This is a genomic window from Carboxylicivirga sediminis (assembly GCF_018156225.1).
In the GTDB taxonomy this organism is placed as follows: domain Bacteria; phylum Bacteroidota; class Bacteroidia; order Bacteroidales; family Marinilabiliaceae; genus Carboxylicivirga; species Carboxylicivirga sediminis.
The window spans coordinates 61,586-81,606 of the sequence record NZ_JAGTAR010000005.1 but is presented as its reverse complement, the minus strand read 5'-3'; the positions used below and the strand labels follow the sequence as shown (position 1 = coordinate 81,606).

General features: G+C 40.4%; 12 protein-coding genes. 6 read left to right on the top strand and 6 right to left on the bottom strand.

Annotated features, from left to right (window positions below; genetic code table 11):
• Nucleotides 1–2 precede the first annotated feature (2 nt).
• Both KDU71_RS04910 and gyrB read left to right on the top strand, forming a co-directional pair.
• Nucleotides 3–1,760 (top strand): TonB-dependent receptor, encoded by a 1,758-nt coding sequence (locus tag KDU71_RS04910; RefSeq protein WP_212188796.1) that lies wholly within the window; start codon nucleotides 3–5, stop codon nucleotides 1,758–1,760.
• A 161-nt stretch (nucleotides 1,761–1,921) separates the two neighbouring features.
• A complete protein-coding gene (gyrB, locus tag KDU71_RS04905) occupies nucleotides 1,922–3,886 on the top strand; it encodes a DNA topoisomerase (ATP-hydrolyzing) subunit B (RefSeq protein ID WP_212188795.1) in 1,965 nt (654 codons plus the stop codon).
• Nucleotides 3,887–3,942: 56 nt separating this feature from the next.
• Here gyrB and dapF read toward each other — a convergent pair whose 3' ends face one another.
• Nucleotides 3,943–4,731, bottom strand: a complete 789-nt coding sequence (gene dapF / locus KDU71_RS04900) for a diaminopimelate epimerase (RefSeq protein ID WP_212188794.1) — start codon at nucleotides 4,729–4,731, stop codon at nucleotides 3,943–3,945.
• A 263-nt stretch (nucleotides 4,732–4,994) separates the two neighbouring features.
• Between dapF and KDU71_RS04895 the strand changes: the two genes are divergently transcribed.
• Both KDU71_RS04895 and KDU71_RS04890 read left to right on the top strand, forming a co-directional pair.
• Nucleotides 4,995–6,470, top strand: coding sequence for a Do family serine endopeptidase (locus KDU71_RS04895; protein WP_212188793.1), 1,476 nt, complete (start codon nucleotides 4,995–4,997; stop codon nucleotides 6,468–6,470).
• An 80-nt stretch (nucleotides 6,471–6,550) separates the two neighbouring features.
• Nucleotides 6,551–7,411, top strand: a complete 861-nt coding sequence (locus tag KDU71_RS04890) for a sigma-70 family RNA polymerase sigma factor (protein WP_212188792.1) — start codon at nucleotides 6,551–6,553, stop codon at nucleotides 7,409–7,411.
• 31 nt (nucleotides 7,412–7,442) lie between these two features.
• On the opposite strand, the gene uvrB is transcribed toward KDU71_RS04890, so the two are convergent.
• The 4 genes from uvrB to KDU71_RS04870 all read right to left on the bottom strand — a co-directional run bounded on the left by uvrB (nucleotide 7,443) and on the right by KDU71_RS04870 (nucleotide 13,183).
• On the bottom strand, nucleotides 7,443–9,452 hold the full coding sequence (gene uvrB / locus KDU71_RS04885) for an excinuclease ABC subunit UvrB (protein WP_212188791.1): 2,010 nt from the start codon (nucleotides 9,450–9,452) through the stop codon (nucleotides 7,443–7,445).
• 78 nt (nucleotides 9,453–9,530) lie between these two features.
• Nucleotides 9,531–10,367, bottom strand: a complete 837-nt coding sequence (locus KDU71_RS04880; RefSeq protein WP_212188790.1) for a hypothetical protein — start codon at nucleotides 10,365–10,367, stop codon at nucleotides 9,531–9,533.
• Between the two features lie 151 nt (nucleotides 10,368–10,518).
• A complete protein-coding gene (locus tag KDU71_RS04875) occupies nucleotides 10,519–11,274 on the bottom strand; it encodes a copper homeostasis protein CutC (protein ID WP_212188789.1) in 756 nt (251 codons plus the stop codon).
• Nucleotides 11,267–13,183, bottom strand: coding sequence for an AMP-dependent synthetase/ligase (locus KDU71_RS04870; RefSeq protein WP_212188788.1), 1,917 nt, complete (start codon nucleotides 13,181–13,183; stop codon nucleotides 11,267–11,269). Before KDU71_RS04870 ends, KDU71_RS04875 begins: the two co-directional genes overlap by 8 nt.
• A gap of 197 nt (nucleotides 13,184–13,380) precedes the next feature.
• Between KDU71_RS04870 and KDU71_RS04865 the strand changes: the two genes are divergently transcribed.
• Nucleotides 13,381–14,724, top strand: a complete 1,344-nt coding sequence (locus KDU71_RS04865) for a tetratricopeptide repeat protein (protein ID WP_212188787.1) — start codon at nucleotides 13,381–13,383, stop codon at nucleotides 14,722–14,724.
• Between the two features lie 49 nt (nucleotides 14,725–14,773).
• Here KDU71_RS04865 and KDU71_RS04860 read toward each other — a convergent pair whose 3' ends face one another.
• The gene (locus tag KDU71_RS04860) at nucleotides 14,774–15,832 is read right to left on the bottom strand and encodes an aldose epimerase family protein (protein ID WP_212188786.1); all 1,059 of its coding nucleotides are present in this window, start codon (nucleotides 15,830–15,832) and stop codon (nucleotides 14,774–14,776) included.
• A 342-nt stretch (nucleotides 15,833–16,174) separates the two neighbouring features.
• Between KDU71_RS04860 and purL the strand changes: the two genes are divergently transcribed.
• On the top strand, nucleotides 16,175–19,864 hold the full coding sequence (purL, locus tag KDU71_RS04855) for a phosphoribosylformylglycinamidine synthase (RefSeq protein WP_212188785.1): 3,690 nt from the start codon (nucleotides 16,175–16,177) through the stop codon (nucleotides 19,862–19,864).
• Nucleotides 19,865–20,021: the final 157 nt, after the last annotated feature.

Sequence of the window (20,021 nt, the reverse complement as noted above, 5' to 3'; positions counted from 1 at the left end):
CGATGAAATATTTACATATACTTTTAGTTTGTTTTAGTTTGGTGCTGCTTAATGGTCACGTGGCATTAGCTCAGGAGGAAATTAATCAGGATGTTAAGGTGGTAAAAGAATATACACCAACGGTATCTGATGCCTATAAAGTCAACTTTATGCCTGTATTGGCTGATTCTAGCTATACCAAACCACAATTTAATTACCGTATATTAAGCACCTCTGTTGCCACAAATTACCAGCCAACCCCCATTGCCGCTGCTAAGATAAATACCTCTCGTAAAGAGTATTTGCATAAGTCTTACCTTAAAGGAGGTGTAGGAAATTATTCTACTATTTTAGCTGAGTTGGGATATAATATTCTCGAGAATGAAAAATATTTGCTGGGGTTAAATGCCGGGCATGTAACGTCCCTTGGAAGTATTACACTTGAGGATGATAATAGTGTTGATGCACCATTTCATGATACCTGGGCAATAGCTGATTTCAAACATTTCTTCGATGATAAAACGCTTAGTGTTGATATGCGATTTGACCATAATATGTATGAATATTACGGCTATCAAACGCTAAAGGGCGATGATGCTTATTGGTTGCCTAATGGAGAGTTAGCATCGGGCTATCAGTTTATACCGGATGTTGAGCAACGGTTGTCTCAATTTCAGGCAACTGTTGGCTTGAGTAATAATGTGGTAGATGAGCGAAAGATGAGGTATCAGGCTTATGCTGGTATTAACACGTTTGGTAATCTTACCGGTGTGAATCAGTTTGGTGTTAAACTGGGAGGGAAGCTCTATCAGCCAATTGGTGATTTGGCACTGGATTTAAATGGTGGAATAGAAAGCTATAAAACCAGTGTCCCTGACTCAATTGGGCCAATGTACACTTTTGATGAGCGTTCGCAGTTATTAATAAGTGTAAATCCTTCTGTTGCTTTTAATTTTGACAGAGCCAGGCTTAAAGTTGGTTTGTTGGTGGCTGGTCTTATCGATAGCGAAGGCGATGAATTTTATTTAACGCCTGATGTGATGGGTGAACTGACAGTTGTGGAAGGTATTGTTACAGTTTATGGCGGAATAAATGGACGGGTCAATGCGAATGATTATGCCACAATGCTATATGAGAATGCTTTTGCTTCGGCAGATGTAAATGTGCGCTCATCAGTTTATGGGCTCAATCTATTGGCTGGTATTAAAGGTAATTTTAGTTCATCTACCTCTTTTTCCGCAGGTATTGAATATGGTATCTTTAATAATGAACATTTCTGGGTAAATAAAACTTATACAACACCTGAGGAAGGTGTTGATCCGCTTAATGTTTTACATTATTCCAATATGTTCGATGTAGTTTATGATGATGGTGAACTGTTGACTGTAAAAGGAGAACTCCTGTATAAGCCAAAGCAAACAATGGAGTTTTTGTTACGTGGAGCTTATTACGGCTGGAATCTGGATAGTCAGGAGAAAGCATGGCATAAGCCAGAAGTTGAATTAGGACTGGAAGGGAACGTGAATATTGTTGAAAACCTCTATGTAAATGCCGGAATTAGCTACTATGGAGAAAGGTGGGCATATGATGTTACAAGTGATGCGGGAATTAAGCAATTAAAAGGAATTGTAGATGTCAATTTAGGGGCTGAATATTATTTCAGTAAGCAATGGTCGTTCTGGGCTTCTGTGAATAATATGACTGCAGCAAAATATTATAAATGGAACGGATACCCCATGCAGGGACTGAATGCCAAAGCTGGGGTAATATTCTCATTTTAAGTTCATTTGAATCGGTTTGATTCAAAGATTAAAAGCTTGCAAAAATCATCATTTATAGGCGGTATAAATGGTGATTTTTGCTATATTTGTGAGTCTCTCCACAGGGAGGGTGAATCTAACCGGTTAAGCCGGTTTTTTTACGCTTTTCAAAAGAATTAAAGATGAGTGATCAGGTAAATGAAAATGTAAATAAACAAGGTGAATATAGCGCTAGCAGTATTACCGTATTAGAAGGTCTGGAAGCCGTTCGTAAGCGTCCGGCCATGTACATTGGTGATGTTGGCGAAAAAGGATTACACCATTTGGTGTATGAGGTGGTAGATAACTCAATTGATGAAGCATTGGCTGGCCACTGTGATTCAATTGAAGTGGTTATTCATGAAGATGATTCGATTACGGTAAGTGATAATGGACGTGGTATTCCAACCGATTTTCATGAGAAGGAAGGTAAGTCTGCCTTAGAGGTGGTGATGACCGTCTTGCACGCGGGTGGTAAGTTTGACAAAGACTCTTACAAAGTTTCTGGTGGTTTACACGGTGTAGGTGTTTCCTGTGTGAATGCACTATCGACCATGTTGAAGGCGGAAGTGCATCGTGGTGGGAAAATTCATACACAGGAATACTCTATTGGTAAGCCTGTTACTGAAATTACAGAAGTTGGCACAACGGATAAGACTGGTACTAAAGTTACCTTCAAGCCTGATGCTTCCATTTTTAATACAACAACCTATAAGTATTCAATTCTTGCGAATCGTTTAAGAGAGTTGGCGTTCCTTAATAAAGGTATTACAATTCGTCTGACTGATGAACGTGACCACGATGAAGAAGATCAGGTAAAAACTGAAGAGTTTCTCTCGGAAAGAGGATTAGAGGAGTTTGTTGAGTTTATTGATGAATCAAGAGAGCGATTAATTGATAAAGCCATTCATATTTCAACAGAAAAAAATGATATTCCTGTAGAGATTGCCATTCTATATAATACATCTTTCTCCGAAAATATCTATTCGTACGTTAATAACATCAATACCATTGAAGGTGGTACTCACTTAACCGGTTTCCGCCGGGGACTTACTCGTACTTTAAAGTCATTTGCCGAGAAATCAGGTATGCTAAGTAAGCTTAAGTTTGATATTAATGGTGATGATTTTCGTGAAGGATTAACTGCAGTTATCTCTGTTAAAGTGGCTGAACCTCAGTTTGAAGGACAGACAAAGACTAAATTGGGTAATGGTGAGGTGAGTTTGTCAGTCGATCAGGCGGTTAGCGTAATGTTAACCAATTACCTGGAGGAGAATCCAAAAGATGCCAAGGATATTGTCAATAAAGTGATATTAGCTGCACAGGCACGTCATGCTGCTCGTAAAGCGCGTGAATTGGTTCAGCGTAAGAGTGTATTGAGTGGTGGAGGTTTGCCGGGTAAACTAGCAGACTGCTCTGATAAAGATCCGGCAGCTTGTGAGGTGTTCCTTGTCGAGGGAGATTCGGCAGGTGGTACAGCCAAGCAGGGACGTGATCGAAAGTTCCAGGCTATTCTGCCATTGCGTGGTAAAATTCTGAATGTTGAAAAAGCGCTACAGCATAAAGTGTTTGAAAATGATGAGATTAAAAACATATTTACAGCCTTGGGTGTAACCATCGGTACCGAAGAGGATAGTAAGGCGTTAAATCTTGAAAAGCTACGTTATCACAAGATAGTCATCATGTGTGATGCCGACGTCGACGGTAGCCACATTGCTACATTGATTATGACTTTCTTCTTCAGGTATATGAAGGGCTTAATAGAAAACGGCTATTTATATATTGCCACGCCTCCATTGTACCTGGTCAAAAAAGGCCAGAAACAGACCTATTGCTGGAATGAAGATCAGCGCCTGCGACTGGTAGAAGAATGGGGTGGTGGAAAGGAAAGTTCTCTTCATATACAGCGCTACAAAGGTCTTGGTGAGATGAACGCCGAGCAGCTTTGGGAAACAACTATGAATCCAGAGGAACGCACCTTGCGCCAGGTGACTATTGAAAGTGCTACAGAAGCCGATAGAGTTTTCTCCATGTTGATGGGTGATGATGTGCCTCCGCGCAGGGAGTTTATTGAAGAGAATGCAACCTATGCAAATATTGATGCATAAACCTGCCTAATAATATATATTTAAAAAGAGCTCTTTAAGAGCTCTTTTTTTGTTTTCTATATTTCAATAGTTCCTTCAAATACAAAAGTTGCGGGGCCTTCCAGCCAGACGTTTTTAAATCCACCTTCACTATTGGGTTCAAAGCAGACTTTGAGTTTACCTCCCAGTACTTCGATGTCAAATTCGCTGAATGATGGTTTTTTAAGGTGTGCTGATATGGCACTTGCAACAACACCTGTACCGCAAGCCAATGTTTCATCTTCAACGCCTCTTTCATAAGTGCGCACTTTAATTTCATTACCTGTCTTAAATTGTACAAAATTAACATTAGTGCCATCTGGTTGGTAACGCTCTGAGTAACGGATGTTTTTACCTTCGTTGTATACATCTGTTTTTGCCACATCATCAACGAAACATACATGATGCGGTGAGCCAGTATTCAGATAAGTAAACTTATTTTCTTTATTCACACTATTGACATCGATCATTTTTAAATTAACAATGCCGCTTTTGTATTCCGCAAGATGTTCGCCATCTACTGCCATGAAACTGAACTTATCTGGATTGGAGACAACACCTTTGTGAACGGCAAAAGCAGCAATGCAGCGTCCGCCATTACCGCACATGGAAGCTTCTCCACCGTCGCTGTTGAAGTATCGCATGGTAAAATCATGTACAGGATGGTCTTCCAATAGCATTAATCCGTCGCCTCCAATGCCAAAGCGGCGGTTACACAAGTGTTCAATAAGAGTGGTGTCATTACCATCAAATGTGCCTTTGCGGTTATCAATAATGATAAAATCATTGCCGGCACCCTGGTATTTATGGAAGTGAATATTCTTCATTGTGAAATGTTGTCGCTATAAAGATTAAACAAAAGACAAAACGTCTTGTTTTGCTTACAAAAATACGCTGATATGGCAGAACTTCCTTAATGATTGGCAAAAAAACGTTAAGGTCAAGTTAAAGTCGCTAGTCGGAATAATTTTTGAACTAACACTTTTCGTATCTTAACAGTGTTGAGATATAAAATTTGTTAAATAACAACGCTGTCTTATTTTTCAATGTTGTTATAAACCTAACAATAACTTTTAAAAAGGTAAGAGATATGGATGCAAAAAAAGTATTTTACACATTTGCCATTGCAGTGATAAGCGCTGTGACTGGCGTTTATGTATACTCGCATATTGTAAAGAGCGAACCGAAAGTTATCACGATTAAAGAGGAAGTACCTGCTATTGGGCAGCTGACCGCCAACACAGTGCAGGCGTCATTACCCGATTTAACCACGGCTGCGGAGAGAAGTGTTCATGCGGTTGTACACGTTAAAACTCGCAGCAGGGGTAAAGATTATTATTCGGGAAATCCATTTTATGATTTCTTTTTTGGGCCCGGAAGTGGGTATCGTCAACCACAGCAGCCGGTGATGGGTGCTGGTTCGGGAGTAATATTAACGACAGATGGTTACATTGTAACTAATAACCATGTGATTGATAATGCAGATGAAATTGAAGTTACCTTAAACGATAAGCGCACATTTTCAGCCACATTGGTAGGAGCTGATCCAACTTCAGATATTGCCTTGATTAAAATTGAAGCAGAGGAGTTACCATTTGTGCCTTATGGCGATTCTGATGAACTTAAGGTAGGTGAATGGGTATTGGCCGTAGGTAACCCATTTAACTTAACTTCTACAGTTACTGCAGGTATTGTTAGTGCAAAGGCCCGAAGTATTAATATAATTGCCAACCAAAACCAAACGCTGGGAGTTGAATCTTTTATTCAAACAGATGCAGCTGTTAATCCAGGTAATAGTGGAGGCGCGCTTGTTAACCAGCGAGGTGAGTTGGTTGGTATAAATACCGCCATAGCATCCAGAACAGGCTCTTTTACTGGTTATTCGTTTGCTGTGCCTGTGACGATAGCAAAGAAGGTAGTAGCTGACTTGATGGAGTTCGGAGAGGTGCAGCGAGGCTTACTCGGTGTGAGTATTATTGAAGTTAGTAATGTGACTGATGAATTAGCCGATGAGTTGGGTGTTAAAATTGATAAGATAAAAGGTGTATTTATCGGAAGTGTGGCGCCTAATGGTGGTGCAGAGGAAGCTGGCCTTAAAGCTGGGGATATTATTCTTTCGGTAAACGGTGAAGATGTAAACTCAGTGCCTGAATTGCAAGAACGTGTAAGTATGCATCGTCCTGGTGAAAAAGTGAATATTATTGCATTACGCGATGGAAAACAGAAACCTTTTGAGGTAACTTTACGTAATATACGCGGAACAACCGGTATTATTTCTTCCAGTAAAATTGATGAAACCTTAGGAGCTACCTTAGAGCCAGTGTCTGCCAGTGATTTAAGGCGACTAGGTGTGCGTTATGGAATTCAGGTGGTAGAAGTCGGCAATGAAAGCTTACGTAAAAGTGGTGTAAAAAATGGCTTTATTATTACAAAAGTAAACGATACGCCCATTAAAAGTATTGACGATTTTAAGGCAGCAGTTGAGAAAGCTAAAGATGGTTTGTTTCTGACAGGTGTTTATCCAAATGGCCGGGTAGTTTACTATGCTGTTAACCTTAATGACTAAAAATGTTTCGTCAAAGGGCATTATTGGTTGGAAAAATAACGAAATTGTAGTACTTTTGTGCCGAAATTTTTTTAAGGAATATGAGACAACTCAAGATAACTAAGTCGATTACTAACCGCGAAAGCGCATCTCTAGATAAGTATTTACAGGAAATCGGTCGTGAAGAATTGATATCTGTAGAAGAAGAAGTAGAGTTAGCTCAGCGAATAAAGAAAGGTGATCAAATTGCTTTGGAAAAATTGACCAGAGCTAACCTGCGTTTTGTTGTTTCGGTAGCTAAACAGTACCAAAATCAAGGATTAAGTCTACCTGACTTGATTAATGAAGGTAATCTGGGACTGATTAAGGCTGCTGAAAAGTTTGATGAGACGCGCGGTTTTAAGTTCATTTCTTATGCGGTTTGGTGGATTAGACAATCTATCTTACAGGCTCTTGCAGAGCAGTCTCGTATTGTGCGTTTGCCACTTAATCAGGTGGGCTCATTAAATAAAATTAATAAAGCCTACTCGAAATTTGAGCAGGAAAACGAGCGTAAACCTTCGCCAGAAGAATTGGCAGATAAGTTAGAACTTCCTCCTGAAAAGGTAGCTGATACCATGCGTGTGTCGGGGCGTCATATTTCCGTAGATGCACCATTTGTTGAGGGTGAAGATAATAGCCTGTTAGATGTATTGGTTAACAGTGATTCACCTAATGCTGATAAAACGTTAATTAATGAATCACTGGCCCGTGAAATTGAGAGAGCATTAGCTACCCTGACTGAACGTGAGAGTGATATTATTAAATTATTTTTCGGAATAGGGTGTCAGGAAATGACGCTGGAAGAAATAGGCGAGCGTTTTGGTTTGACCCGTGAGCGTGTGCGTCAGATTAAAGAAAAAGCGATTCGTCGTTTACGTCACACTTCCAGAAGTAAACTGCTTAAGTCTTATTTAGGATAATAACAAACTGAAAATAAAGAAAGCCTCGAAGTTAATTCGGGGCTTTTTTATTGATTAAATCTTCCAGACGCTTAATTTCATCGCGGTGCTGTGCTGCAGTGATAAAATCAAGCTCTTTGGCTGCTTTCTGCATTTCTTTACGTGTTTTCTCAATGGTCTTCTTGAGGGCGTCGGTACTCATGTATTCAACTACCGGATCGGCTGCAATATCGGTACCTTCTGGTTCGATATAGGCTTTTGCTTTTGTCGATGATTCAATTATTGAAGTTAGCTGCTTGTTTATCTGTCTTGGTGTGATGTTATTAATTTCGTTGTATTTGAGCTGTTTCTCACGTCTGTAAAGTGTAGCGTCAATGGTAGCCTGCATGCTTTTGGTAATGGTGTCGGCATACATTATTACGCGTCCATTCAGGTTTCTGGCAGCACGACCTGCCGTTTGTGTTAATGAACGTTCCGATCTCAGAAAGCCTTCCTTGTCGGCATCTAATATGGCTACAAGTGACACTTCTGGTAGGTCTAATCCTTCACGTAACAGGTTAACGCCAATTAATACATCAAAAGTACCCAGTCGTAGATTCTCCATAATTTTAACTCGTTCCAGTGTGTCAACATCCGAGTGGATATACTCGCATTTAATGGAAAGGCGCGTAAGGTACTTGCTGAGCTCTTCCGCCATTCTCTTGGTGAGTGTTGTTACAAGAATTCGTTCATTTTTCTCAATGCGGTCGTTAATTTCATTTATAAGATCGTCAATTTGATTTTGACTCGGGCGTACTTCTATTTCAGGATCTAAAAGTCCGGTTGGGCGAATGAGTTGCTCTACAATGACGCCCTCTGTTTGTTCCAGTTCATAGTCTGCCGGGGTGGCGCTGACATATATTATCTGATTGATTAGAGCTTCAAATTCCTCAAATTTTAGTGGTCTGTTGTCCAATGCGGCCGGTAATCGAAAACCATATTCAACCAGGTTTTCTTTTCGCGAACGGTCACCTCCATACATCGCTCTGATTTGTGGGATGGTTACATGGCTTTCGTCGATTACAATCAGAAAATCATCTGGGAAATAGTCGAGCAGACAGAAGGGGCGAGTACCTTCTTTACGCCCATCAAAGTATCTGGAGTAGTTTTCAATACCCGGGCAATAGCCAAGCTCTCGTATCATCTCCAGATCGTAATTGACACGTTCGTTTAGTCGCTTCGCTTCCTGTTGTTTGCCGTTTTCGTTCAAGAAAACAAGATGTTCTGTAAGATCATCTTGGATCTCTTTGATGGCTTGTTGCGTGCGTTCTTTAGAAGTAATAAAGATATTGGCCGGGTAGATGTTTAGTTTATCCAGTGATTCGATGCGTTTGCCATTGTCAGGGTGAAAGAATTCAATTTCTTCTATCTCATCTCCCCAGAAAATTATTCGACAAGCGTGATCAGCATATGCCAGGAAAACTTCAACGGTGTCGCCTTTAACTCTGAAGTTACCGCGTTCAAATAATATCTCATTACGCGAATAAAGACTATCAACCAATTGCCTTAAAAAAGCGTTTCGGCCGATTTGCATGCCTTTCTCGATTGTGATGACACCAGAGTGAAAATCCTCTGGATTTCCAATGCCATAGAGGCACGAGACCGAAGATACCACAATCACATCTCGTCTGCCGGACAGTAGGGCAGAGGTTGCACTTAATCTGAGTTTCTCTATTTCGTCATTTATCGATAGGTCTTTCTCAATATATGTATCTGTGACAGGCAGGTAAGCCTCTGGTTGGTAGTAATCGTAATAGGATACAAAGTACTCAACTGCATTGTTGGGAAAAAACTGTTTAAACTCGCCGTAAAGTTGTGCAGCCAGGGTTTTATTGTGTGAAAGAATTAAAGTTGGGCGTTGCACCTGTTCAATAACGTTGGCAACAGTGAATGTTTTTCCAGAGCCAGTTACGCCCAACAATGCCTGATGTTTTTGATTGTCAACTATGCCTTTTACTAATTGCTCGATGGCCTGAGGTTGGTCGCCTGTGGGAGCAAAATCTGATATTATTTTTAGTTCCATCGCTTCTGTGATTCGCTATATATAATACACAAAAAAAGAGTTGCATTTGCAACTCTTTTATGTATTTGATTTATTCTTTTATCGTCTTCTGCGTTTCTTGTTAATCGATCTCAGATTTTTCTTAGAAGAGCTCCTGTATTGCGACCTTGTCTTGAGGTATGCCTTTCTGTTATATTTTGGCTCATTTTTCCAGCGACTATCGTCTATCAGGTAAGTTATACCAACGGAGGTGGTGTAGTAAAAGTCATTAGAAGCAGTTTTAATGATTTCTCCTGCACCATTGGTCCATTCACTGTGGGCATCTAATTCATCTGTTGTTGGAAATGTTCCGATTCCTTCAATATTGACACTCCATTGAGAATTAATCCAATACGATATACCCAAACCGCCTGAAATAGATGCAGTAATGCCACTTTTTTCACGCCAAAGACTGCCGTCAGGTTGACCCGAACCATTACCGTAATATTCCGAAGCGCTATAGTAAAGCATACCAACCTGACCAATCACATAGGGGTTGAACGAGCGTTGCTTGTAGTATCCAAGCAGTACGTTTAACGGACGAAAAGTCGCACCTACATTCAATTCCGAATATACATTGTCAAAATAGGCATAAATACGATTCGGGTCAGGGTTTCCTGCTGAGTATGCAAACTGAGTACCACTCATTTTTCCACCCATTATAGAAGCTCTCGCTGTTAAGAAGGTATTAAGCTCCTTGTCTGCATTTATACCCAGTGACAGGTGGGTACGGCCGTCATCAACCAAATCCCCAAAGAAATGATTGGCACCAACACGCCCGGTAACACTAAAGCCTTCCCATATTTTTGGTTTTCTTCTGCGCTGTGCATATGATTCGGGTAGGATAGTTGCAAGCAGAACGGCAATTACAATAATATATCTTAATGATAATGGCATTCGTATGTGCTTTAAAATATGTTGTAAAAATGTAAAAAACTTTACGATTACAAAAATCTATTTATGCCAAAGATGTAATAAAGACTTCACTTTCTGAAAAAAAATTTACCGACATCAGGTTTTTCATAGTAAATGTAAGTTTTTTTTACATTTAAATTTCCATGACTGCTTTTATCGTACATTTTATTGTGTCAACATCTGAATAGAAACGACTAAATTCCGGAATGCCGCTAACCCCACCCATGTTAATATTTTCATTTTTAAAATTCATTGGTGAAGCAAACTCTTTTCGTGCCGAGAAATGAAATTCTTCAGCGCCTGTTTTTCGAGCAATTTCGGCAATGTTCTCAGGTTTTACTCCAGAGCCAACAAGTATTGCGATGCGATTATTGGCTTGCTTGATTATTTCTGTCAAAGTATTAATACCCAGATGAGCTGTTTGTTGCATGCCGGAAGTTAATATTCGAGATGCACCAAGATCTATCAGCTGTTCAAGTGCCTCTGAATAGTTGCGGCACATGTCAAATGCCCTGTGAAATGTATAAGGTAGATTTCCTGACGCCTGAATAAGTTTTCCTGTATTCTCAGCATCAATATCTCCATTAGCTTTTAAACATCCGGAAACAATGCCATCGGCGCCCAATTTTTTAGCCATCACTATATCGTCGAGCATTACGCTTATTTCGTGCTCCGAATAGACGAAGTCACCTCCTCGTGGCCTGATAATTACGAACAGTTTAACATCGGGTGCCATCTTTTTTACTTGTTGTATCATTCCAGCACTCGGAGTTGTGCCGCCTTCAAACAGGTTATCGCAAAGTTCGACTCGATGAGCACCTGCTGCCTGGGCATTGATAGCTGATTGAACTGAATCAATACAAATCTCGAATGTGTAGTTGTTATTCATTGTTAGACAGATAAATCCTTAAGTTATGAATGTTGGTTTCTGATAGAAAATTTTTCGCTTCGGGGGTGTAAAGATAAGCTATCTCATCTGAAAAATATTCCTCAACTTTAGGGCGAACCACTTTCATGGTGCTGTTTAATAATTTATTCTTCTCTGTAAAGCTTTCTTTTAAAAGAACAAGGGTGCTTGGTAGCCATCTTGAAGGGAAGTTAAGATTAGCACTATTGGTGGCTTTTATTTTTTCGATCTCCTCTTGAATGAGTTGCAATATTTCTATCAGTGTTTCATCAGATGTCACAGATTTGCCATGTTTCTTTAGCCATAGATTTATTTTTTCTCTGTTAGGGACAATTAATCCGCTTGTAAAAGGATTTTGATTATTGTGAAGTATAAATTGATCGATATACAGACAGTGGTCGATCACCGCCTCTTCAATGCCTTCAGGACTGTATTTTTCACCATCTGCACCAATTAATAAACTCTTAAAGCGCCCCAGTACATAAAGATAGTTCTGCTTGTCAAGGTAGCCTAAGTCGCCGGTGTAAAGCCAACCGTCTTTGATTGTTTCTTTAGTAGCTTCGGGATTGCGCCAGTAACCCTGCATCACATTCTCGCCTTTAATCACTATTTCGCCTTTTTCACCAGTTGGTAAAGGGTGTCCATCGCTATCACAAATTTTAATTTCCAGTTGGTTAACAACTTTGCCGGAAGAGCCGAGTTTATGAAATTTGGGCGTATTAGCTGAAATAATGGGAGAAGCCTCGCTTAATCCGTAGCCTTGATACATTGGCGTGCCAATAGCATAAAAGAAACGCTGCAGTTCGATGTCTAAAAGAGCGCCTCCGCCAATGAAGTACTGGAGGTTACCGCCAAATCGTTCTTTAATTTTGTTGAAAATAATTCGCTTGTAAAAGGCATAAACTGGATATAGCAGTTTTTTGAAGTTTTTACCTGCATTTTGACCATTACCATTATACCAATACGCAAATTGTAAGCCCGACTGGAAGAGTTTATTGGCTGTTGGACCTTTGCTTTCAATGGCCTTTTCGATGTTCTTTTTAAAGTTTTTGGCCAGAGCAGGAACACTCATTAAGATTTCTGGTTTTATCTCCTGCATGTTGGTCACGAAGTTTTTAAGCGTTTCGTGTTGGTTGCGGCCCACCTGCACTGAAGCAATGGATGCACCTTTATGCATAAAGGAGTATAATGATGCCGTGTGGGCAAATGCATGGTCCCAGGGTAACACAACTAACGTTTTATAGTGTTGAGGCACGTTAATGTAACTAAATGCCTGTTCTACATTTGCTGTGTAATTTCTGTGAGAAAGAATAATGCCTTTAGGATCGGCTGTTGTGCCTGAAGTATAGCAGATGTTAGCATGGGTCTCTGGTTTTACTCTTTCCATTGCTTCGGCTAAAGCATTGGGTGCTTCATCGGCAAATTGAGTTCCTAAATGGAGTAGCTGGCTGATCGAAATTTCGTTTTCTTCCAGATTATCCATATCGTCCAAAACAACCACACGTTTGAGATTGGATAACTCTGCTTTAACAAGCCGAATTTTATCCAGTTGGTTGCGCGAAACTATGATGGTTTCTGATTGGGAATGATTAAGTCTGAATATTAAATCATTGTCAGCTTCCAACTTGGTAGATAATGGTACATTAATGGCGCCTATGTGTAAAATAGCCAACTCACTTATCAGCCAAAGTCTGCGGCCTTCCGAAAGTAAAGCTACTCTGTCGCCATGCTTAATGTCTAAGGCCAGCAATGCATTACTGAATTGGTGTACTTCTTTTTGTGCGTCTTTATAAGTTGTTGGTATATATTTGTCTGTTTCCTTTTCCCAGATCAAAGGATTGTTTGGATAGTTGCTGATACTATCTTCAAAAAAATTAATGATGCTTTTCATATTCCTGTTGTTTTCACCCGTTAAATGTAAGCTAAATTAATCAAAAGTTGAAGTGTTCGATATCGACCATCTTGTGTGTGTAAACGGACAAGATGGATGAATTGTTCGAAAAATTAACAATCAGTAAATCAATATGAAGGGTTTGTTGGCAAGAATGTTGAATGTTTAATATGAGTTAAAATTAAAACCTAATGACCATGAAGAGACATGCGCTGATTTTTATGCTATTAGTTGGGGTAATAGCAGGTACTACCTATGTAAAAGCTCAAGATGTTCAGAAGATGGATAGTGTTGAGTGTTTGAAAAACTATTCATTGTATAAAGAGGCACTGAAAAAGAAAATGTATGATTATTCTATTAGTGCCTGGCGTACAATGTTCAATCAATGCCCTGATGTGACCATTCGTTTATATGCCGATGGTGTAGATATTTATACCCATTATATTAAGAAGGAAAAAGATGAGTTAAAAAAGCAGGCTTTAGTCGATACGCTGTTATTGATATATGACCAACGTATTCAGTACTTTGGTAATCATCCGAAATATCCTGAAGCATGGGTGCTGGGACGTAAAGGTCTGGAGATTGTAACTTACAGGCGCGATGAGGTGCCTGCACTCGAAGAGGCAGTAACATGTTTTGAGGCTTCATTTAATGAATTGGGTACCAAAATGGAGCCAATGGTGGCCGTTAATTGGCTTCAGGCAACAAATGCCCTACTGGATAATGGTGATAGAACATCAGAACAATTGCTTAATGTGTATATGAATGTGGATGATGTATTGGCATATAATATTAAAAAGCAGAAGAATCCTAAGGTTGTAGAAATGTTGAATAAAGCCAGTAACACCTGCGTGGAGATTGTTGTGCGCAGTGGACTTGATAACTGTGATGCCCTTCAGCAGTCGTTAATGGCTAAGTACGATATGGTAAAGGATAGCCCGGATGGACTTGAGCGTCTGCTGAAGTTGCTGGATGCTTTTAACTGCACTGATAGTGATTTGTATGCTGCTGCTGCTGAACGCAATTATGAATTATCGCCAACAGCAGAGGCTTCCTATTTATTGGCTAAATATTTCATTAAACAGAATCAGTTTGATAAAGCTAAAGAGTATTATCTAAAAACAATCAGTCAGGCAGTTGATGATGATTTGCAGGCAAAATGCTTTTATGAGTTAGCAGTGGTTACCTTTTCTCATTACAAAAATAGTCCAGAAGCCCGTCAGTATGCTCAAAATGCATTGCAAAAGAATGGAAGTTGGGGTAAACCACATATTTTAATAGGTAATATTTATGCTCATGAGAGTCCTAAATACGGAGATAGTGATTTTGATCATCAAACTGTTTATTGGGTGGCCCTGGATCGTTTTACTAAAGCTAAGTCAATAGATCCGGAATGCGCAGCAGAAGCTGAGAAACAGATAAATCTTTATTCACAATATATCCCCGATAAAGAAACAGGATTCTTCCATGGTGTGGAGGAAGGTGCTAATTACACCATTGGATCCTGGATTAACGAAAAAACCATAGTAAGGTATCGCTAAGTGTGATAATAGAAAGCGGCAGGTTTAAATGAATCTGCCGCTTTTGCTTTTATATATCTGCTATACCAAACTTATATACGGTTGTTTGTTGGTATGTTTCTCCGGGCATCAGTTCTGCGCTCGGAAAGTTGGTTTTGTTAGGTGAATCAGGAAATTTTTGTGCCTCAAAGCAGAGCCCGTAATGCGCTTTGAACGGTATTTCGTTTCTATTATAGCTACCATCAAGGTAGTTGCCACTATACACCTGAAAGCCGGGTTCTGTGGTGTAGAACTCTAAAGAACGCCCTGTGCTTTCATCAACCAGCCTTGCGCCAATATTTAATTCGCCTTCAAACCCGTTGATGACATAATTGTGATCATAACCACGGCCATCAACATCGCTAATGCGTTCACCAATTTTATGTGGTAACAGAAAGTCCATTGGAGAGTTGTTTACCGACACTATCTCGCCGGTGGGTATATCATGCTCGTCTTTAGGGGTAAAGTTATCGGCATATAGCACCAATAGGTGATCGAGTACATTGTGTTGCATACTCGATAGATTGAAGTAGGAGTGGTTCGTTAGGTTAATCACTGTTTTTTTATCAGTTGTCGCCTCGTAGTCAATAACCAGTTCGTTGTCGAAAGTGAGGGTGTAGGTCATTTTAACCTCCAGGTTGCCAGGAAAGCCCTCTTCCATATCTTCTGATTTAAGTGTTAAAACAACACCAGTGCGTTTCGGCTCTTTAAATGTTGTTAGCTGCCATACCTTCTGGTGAAAACCGCCGGGGCCACCGTGAAGGGAGTTGGAACCATTGTTGCAGGCGAGCTTGTAAGCGTTGCCATCTAAAGTAAATCGTCCATCTTTAATGCGATTGGCATAGCGGCCAATGGCAGCGCCAAAATACGGGCAATTGTTTTTATATGCTTCAGTCAGGTAATCTTCTACGTCATCAAATCCAAGCGCTATTTCAGCAAAATTTCCACGTCGGTCGGGTGTTTTGATGCTCATAATTATGCCACCGTAGTTGGTAATCGTTACCTGTGTGTGTTTGCGGTTCTGAAGTGTTACAGTTGTAATCTCTTGATTTAATGCAGGTATAAACTGCCTTTTTTCATTAATTATCATAGTGGTGATTGTGGATTATATTAGCAAAAATAAGAAAAAAGATAATTTTAACATTTTATTACTTTTTATATTGCCTGCAATTAAAAAAGTAGTAGTTTTATACCTGAAAGATCGCACTATATCTTTCTGAATACTTGGCTACTTTATCCGAAAGGATATTTAAATAAGCGCAGGTAGTTTTTTGGTTTTAGAGAGAAGAGGTTATTCGCAAGAATGACCTCTTTATTTTTATATCAACAATTTGTTTAAAAGTTCATCAATTAACAACATCGTTCTAGGTGAAAACTACTGAACTATTATTAAATTTGCAGCTCATTAAAAACAAATTCAAAACATTCATTCATGGTTCTGTTTTTTAAGGGAAACTCCAAGCAGATTATTGCGGTAGGAACGCAAGCCGAACTTTCATCTGAAAACATCAGTAAATTAGAGTGGCTATTTAGCGGGGCAAAGCTTTCTGAAAGTAAAACTTTAGAAGGCTTTTTTGTTGGTCCTCGTAAGGAAATGATTACTCCATGGAGTACAAATGCTGTAGAAATTACTCAAAACATGGGTGTAGATGGTATTACTCGTGTGGAAGAGTTTTTTGAAGTTGATTCTGAAAAAGCAGAATTCGATCCAATGCTTCAGGCTATGTACAAGGGCTTGGATGATTCAATATTTACTATTGACAAGCAGCCTGAGCCAATTGTGCACATTGAAGATATTGCAGCTTACAACGTGCAGGAAGGATTGGCCTTGAGTGAAGATGAGATTGACTATTTGAATGGCTTAAGTGAGCGCTTGGGTCGGAAACTAACAGATAGTGAGGTGTTTGGGTTTTCTCAGGTTAATTCAGAGCACTGCCGGCATAAAATTTTCAACGGTGTTTTCATCATTGATGGCGAAGAGAAAGAGAGCTCTTTATTTCAATTAATTAAGCGCACTTCAAAAGAGCATCCTAATTATATTGTTTCAGCCTATAAAGATAATGTAGCATTTATTGAAGGTCCTAAAGCGATGCAGTTTGCTCCAGGTCGTCAGGATACGGCTGATTTCTTCGAAACAAAAGATATTGATACGGTTCTTTCGTTAAAGGCCGAAACACATAATTTCCCAACTACTGTTGAGCCTTTCAATGGTGCTGCAACTGGTAGTGGAGGTGAAATAAGAGATCGATTAGCCGGTGGGCGCGGTTCATTGCCATTGGCAGGTACTGCGGTTTACATGACTTCTTACTCACGTTCTGAGGAAGGTCGCTCGTGGGAGCAAGATATTCCAGCTCGTCCATGGTTGTATCAAACGCCAGAAGAGATTTTGGTCAAAGCTTCTAACGGCGCATCTGATTTTGGAAATAAGTTTGGCCAGCCCATGATTTGTGGTTCGGTACTTACTTTTGAGCATTTCGAAAACCAAAAGAAATTTGCCTTCGATAAGGTAATCATGCTGGCCGGCGGTATAGGTTTTGGTCGTAAAGAGCACGCCCTAAAGAATGATCCAGAGAAAGGTGATAAAGTAGTAATCTTAGGTGGCGATAACTACCGCATTGGTATGGGTGGTGGAGCAGTTTCATCAGTGGCTACCGGTGAATTTGATAACTCTATTGAGCTAAATGCTGTACAGCGTTCAAACCCTGAGATGCAGAAGCGTGCCATGAATGCCATTCGTGCATTGGCCGAATCGGATGACAACCCAATTGTTTCGATTCATGACCACGGTGCAGGTGGTCACCTGAACTGTTTATCGGAGTTGGTTGAGACGACCGGTGGTACTATTCATCTGGATAAATTACCTGTTGGTGACCCAACATTATCATCGAAAGAGATTGCTGGTAACGAATCGCAGGAGCGAATGGGATTGGTGTTGAAAGATAAGGATATTGAGAACCTGAAAAACATTTCGGCTCGTGAGCGTGCGCCATTCTACGAGGTGGGTGAAACGACCGGTGATATGCACTTTAAGTTCGAAGATGATAAAGGCAATGCGCCAATCGACTGGCAGCTGGCCGATATGTTCGGTAATCCGCCAAAAACCATCATGAATGACGAAACAGCGGATGAGCAATTTGAAGCTGTAGAGTATGAAACAACACAAGTAGAAAAATACATCAGCGATGTGTTGCAGTTGGAAGCTGTTGCCTGTAAAGATTGGTTGACTAATAAAGTGGATCGCTCGGTTACCGGTAAAGTGGCGAAGCAGCAATGTGCCGGTGAGTTGCAATTGCCATTAAATAACCTTGGGGCTTGTGCCATTGATTTTAAAGGAGAGAAAGGTATTGCTACCTCTATTGGTCATGCGCCAGCCATTGGTTTGGTAGATCCTGCTGCAGGAGCTGTTGTGTCAGTAGCTGAGGCATTAACCAACTTGGTGTGGGCACCGCTTACGCATGGGTTAAACGGTGTTTCTTTAAGTGCCAACTGGATGTGGCCTTGTAAAAATAAGGGTGAAGACAGTCGTTTGTACCGCGCTGTTGAAGCGGTAAGTGATTTCAGTGTTGAGTTGGGAATTAACATTCCAACCGGTAAAGATTCACTGTCGATGACACAGAAGTACAAAGATGGGGATTTGGTTTACAGTCCCGGAACTGTTATCATCTCTGGTGCCGGTGAGGTGAACGACATTAAAAAGATTGTTGAGCCTGTATTGGTAAAAGATACGGATACGCATTTATTACATATTGACCTGTCGTTTGACAGTCTGAAATTAGGAGGTAGCTCATTTGCTCAGGTGGTTAACAAGCTTGGAGCCGAAGCACCAACAGTAACAGATGCCGAGTATTTCAAGAATGGATTCAATGCTATTCAGGAGCTGATTAATAAAGGTCTGGTATTGGCCGGTCATGACGTGTCAGCTGGTGGTTTGGTAACAGCATTACTGGAGATGAATTTTGCAAATACATCATTCGGTGCGAAGGTGAACCTAAATGATTACGAAGAAAAAGACCTGATTAAGTTGCTGTTCAGCGAAAATCCGGGCGTGGTTATTCAAGTGAAAGATTTGACTGAAGTGGCCACTGTTTTGGAAGCTAATGGCATTCAGTTTAGTGAATTGGGACAGCCAATTGAATCACGTGAGCTGATCATCGAAAATCATGGCAAAACATTATCACTTGACATTGATAAGTACCGTAACGACTGGTACAAAACATCTTATTTGCTGGACCGCAAGCAGAGTGGAGAAGCTTTGGCTATGGAGCGCTTTGACAACTATGCCAACCATGCATTGGATTACAATTTCCCAACGGCTTTCACCGGTCAGTTAGATCAGTGGAACCTGGCATTGGATCGAAAAGAGCGCTCAGGTATAAAGGCAGCCATCATCCGTGAGAAAGGTGTGAACGGCGATCGCGAGATGGCCTACAGCATGTTCCTGGCTGGTATGGACGTAAAAGATGTTCATATGACTGACCTTATAGCGGGTCGTGAAACGCTCGAAGATGTGAATATGATTGTGTTTGTGGGTGGATTCTCAAACAGTGACGTATTAGGGTCGGCCAAAGGATGGGCTGGTGCTTTCCTTTACAATCCTCAGGCGAAAAAGGCACTAGATAATTTTTATGCCCGCAAGGATACACTGAGTTTAGGTATCTGTAATGGTTGTCAGCTGATGGTTGAGCTGGGCTTGGTGTATCCAGAGCATGAGCAGCAGCCTAAGATGCTACACAATAACTCACACAAGTTTGAGTCTATCTTCCTGAACATGGAGATTCCGCAAAACAATACAGTGATGCTTAGGTCATTATCGGGTAGCAAACTGGGTGTTTGGGTAGCTCACGGTGAAGGAAAATACCAATTGCCTTATGCCGAAGAGCAATACAATATTGTAGGTAAATATGTGCATGAAACATATCCGGCTAATCCAAACGGTAGCGATTATAACACGGCAGCTATTTGCTCTAATGATGGCCGTCATCTTGCGATGATGCCTCACCTGGAGCGTGCCATCTTCCCATGGCAGTGGGGCTACTACCCGGCCTACAGAAAAGGAGATGAGGTATCACCATGGATTGAGGCTTTTGTAAATGCCCGTAAATGGATTGAAGCTCAGAGCTAAGATAAATAGAACTAAAATATAGTGTTTTATAGTGAACCTGTCAGGATTTTAATGCCTGACAGGTTTTTTCATTTCTGTAGCTAAAAATGATACCTGTTTGTGAGTTTCAAAACGGACTAGTTCCTATATGTTGTTTATAGTTACTACTAAATATTGC

What these genes read in the sequence shown, in the direction of transcription:
- KDU71_RS04910 (WP_212188796.1), top strand. Translation starts at nt 3, where the DNA reads ATGAAATATTTACATATACTTTTAGTTTGTTTTAGTTTGGTGCTGCTT.
- gyrB (WP_212188795.1), top strand. Translation starts at nt 1,922, where the DNA reads ATGAGTGATCAGGTAAATGAAAATGTAAATAAACAAGGTGAATATAGC.
- dapF (WP_212188794.1), bottom strand. Translation starts at nt 4,731, where the DNA reads ATGAAGAATATTCACTTCCATAAATACCAGGGTGCCGGCAATGATTTT.
- KDU71_RS04895 (WP_212188793.1), top strand. Translation starts at nt 4,995, where the DNA reads ATGGATGCAAAAAAAGTATTTTACACATTTGCCATTGCAGTGATAAGC.
- KDU71_RS04890 (WP_212188792.1), top strand. Translation starts at nt 6,551, where the DNA reads ATGAGACAACTCAAGATAACTAAGTCGATTACTAACCGCGAAAGCGCA.
- uvrB (WP_212188791.1), bottom strand. Translation starts at nt 9,452, where the DNA reads ATGGAACTAAAAATAATATCAGATTTTGCTCCCACAGGCGACCAACCT.
- KDU71_RS04880 (WP_212188790.1), bottom strand. Translation starts at nt 10,367, where the DNA reads ATGCCATTATCATTAAGATATATTATTGTAATTGCCGTTCTGCTTGCA.
- KDU71_RS04875 (WP_212188789.1), bottom strand. Translation starts at nt 11,274, where the DNA reads ATGAATAACAACTACACATTCGAGATTTGTATTGATTCAGTTCAATCA.
- KDU71_RS04870 (WP_212188788.1), bottom strand. Translation starts at nt 13,183, where the DNA reads ATGAAAAGCATCATTAATTTTTTTGAAGATAGTATCAGCAACTATCCA.
- KDU71_RS04865 (WP_212188787.1), top strand. Translation starts at nt 13,381, where the DNA reads ATGAAGAGACATGCGCTGATTTTTATGCTATTAGTTGGGGTAATAGCA.
- KDU71_RS04860 (WP_212188786.1), bottom strand. Translation starts at nt 15,832, where the DNA reads ATGATAATTAATGAAAAAAGGCAGTTTATACCTGCATTAAATCAAGAG.
- purL (WP_212188785.1), top strand. Translation starts at nt 16,175, where the DNA reads ATGGTTCTGTTTTTTAAGGGAAACTCCAAGCAGATTATTGCGGTAGGA.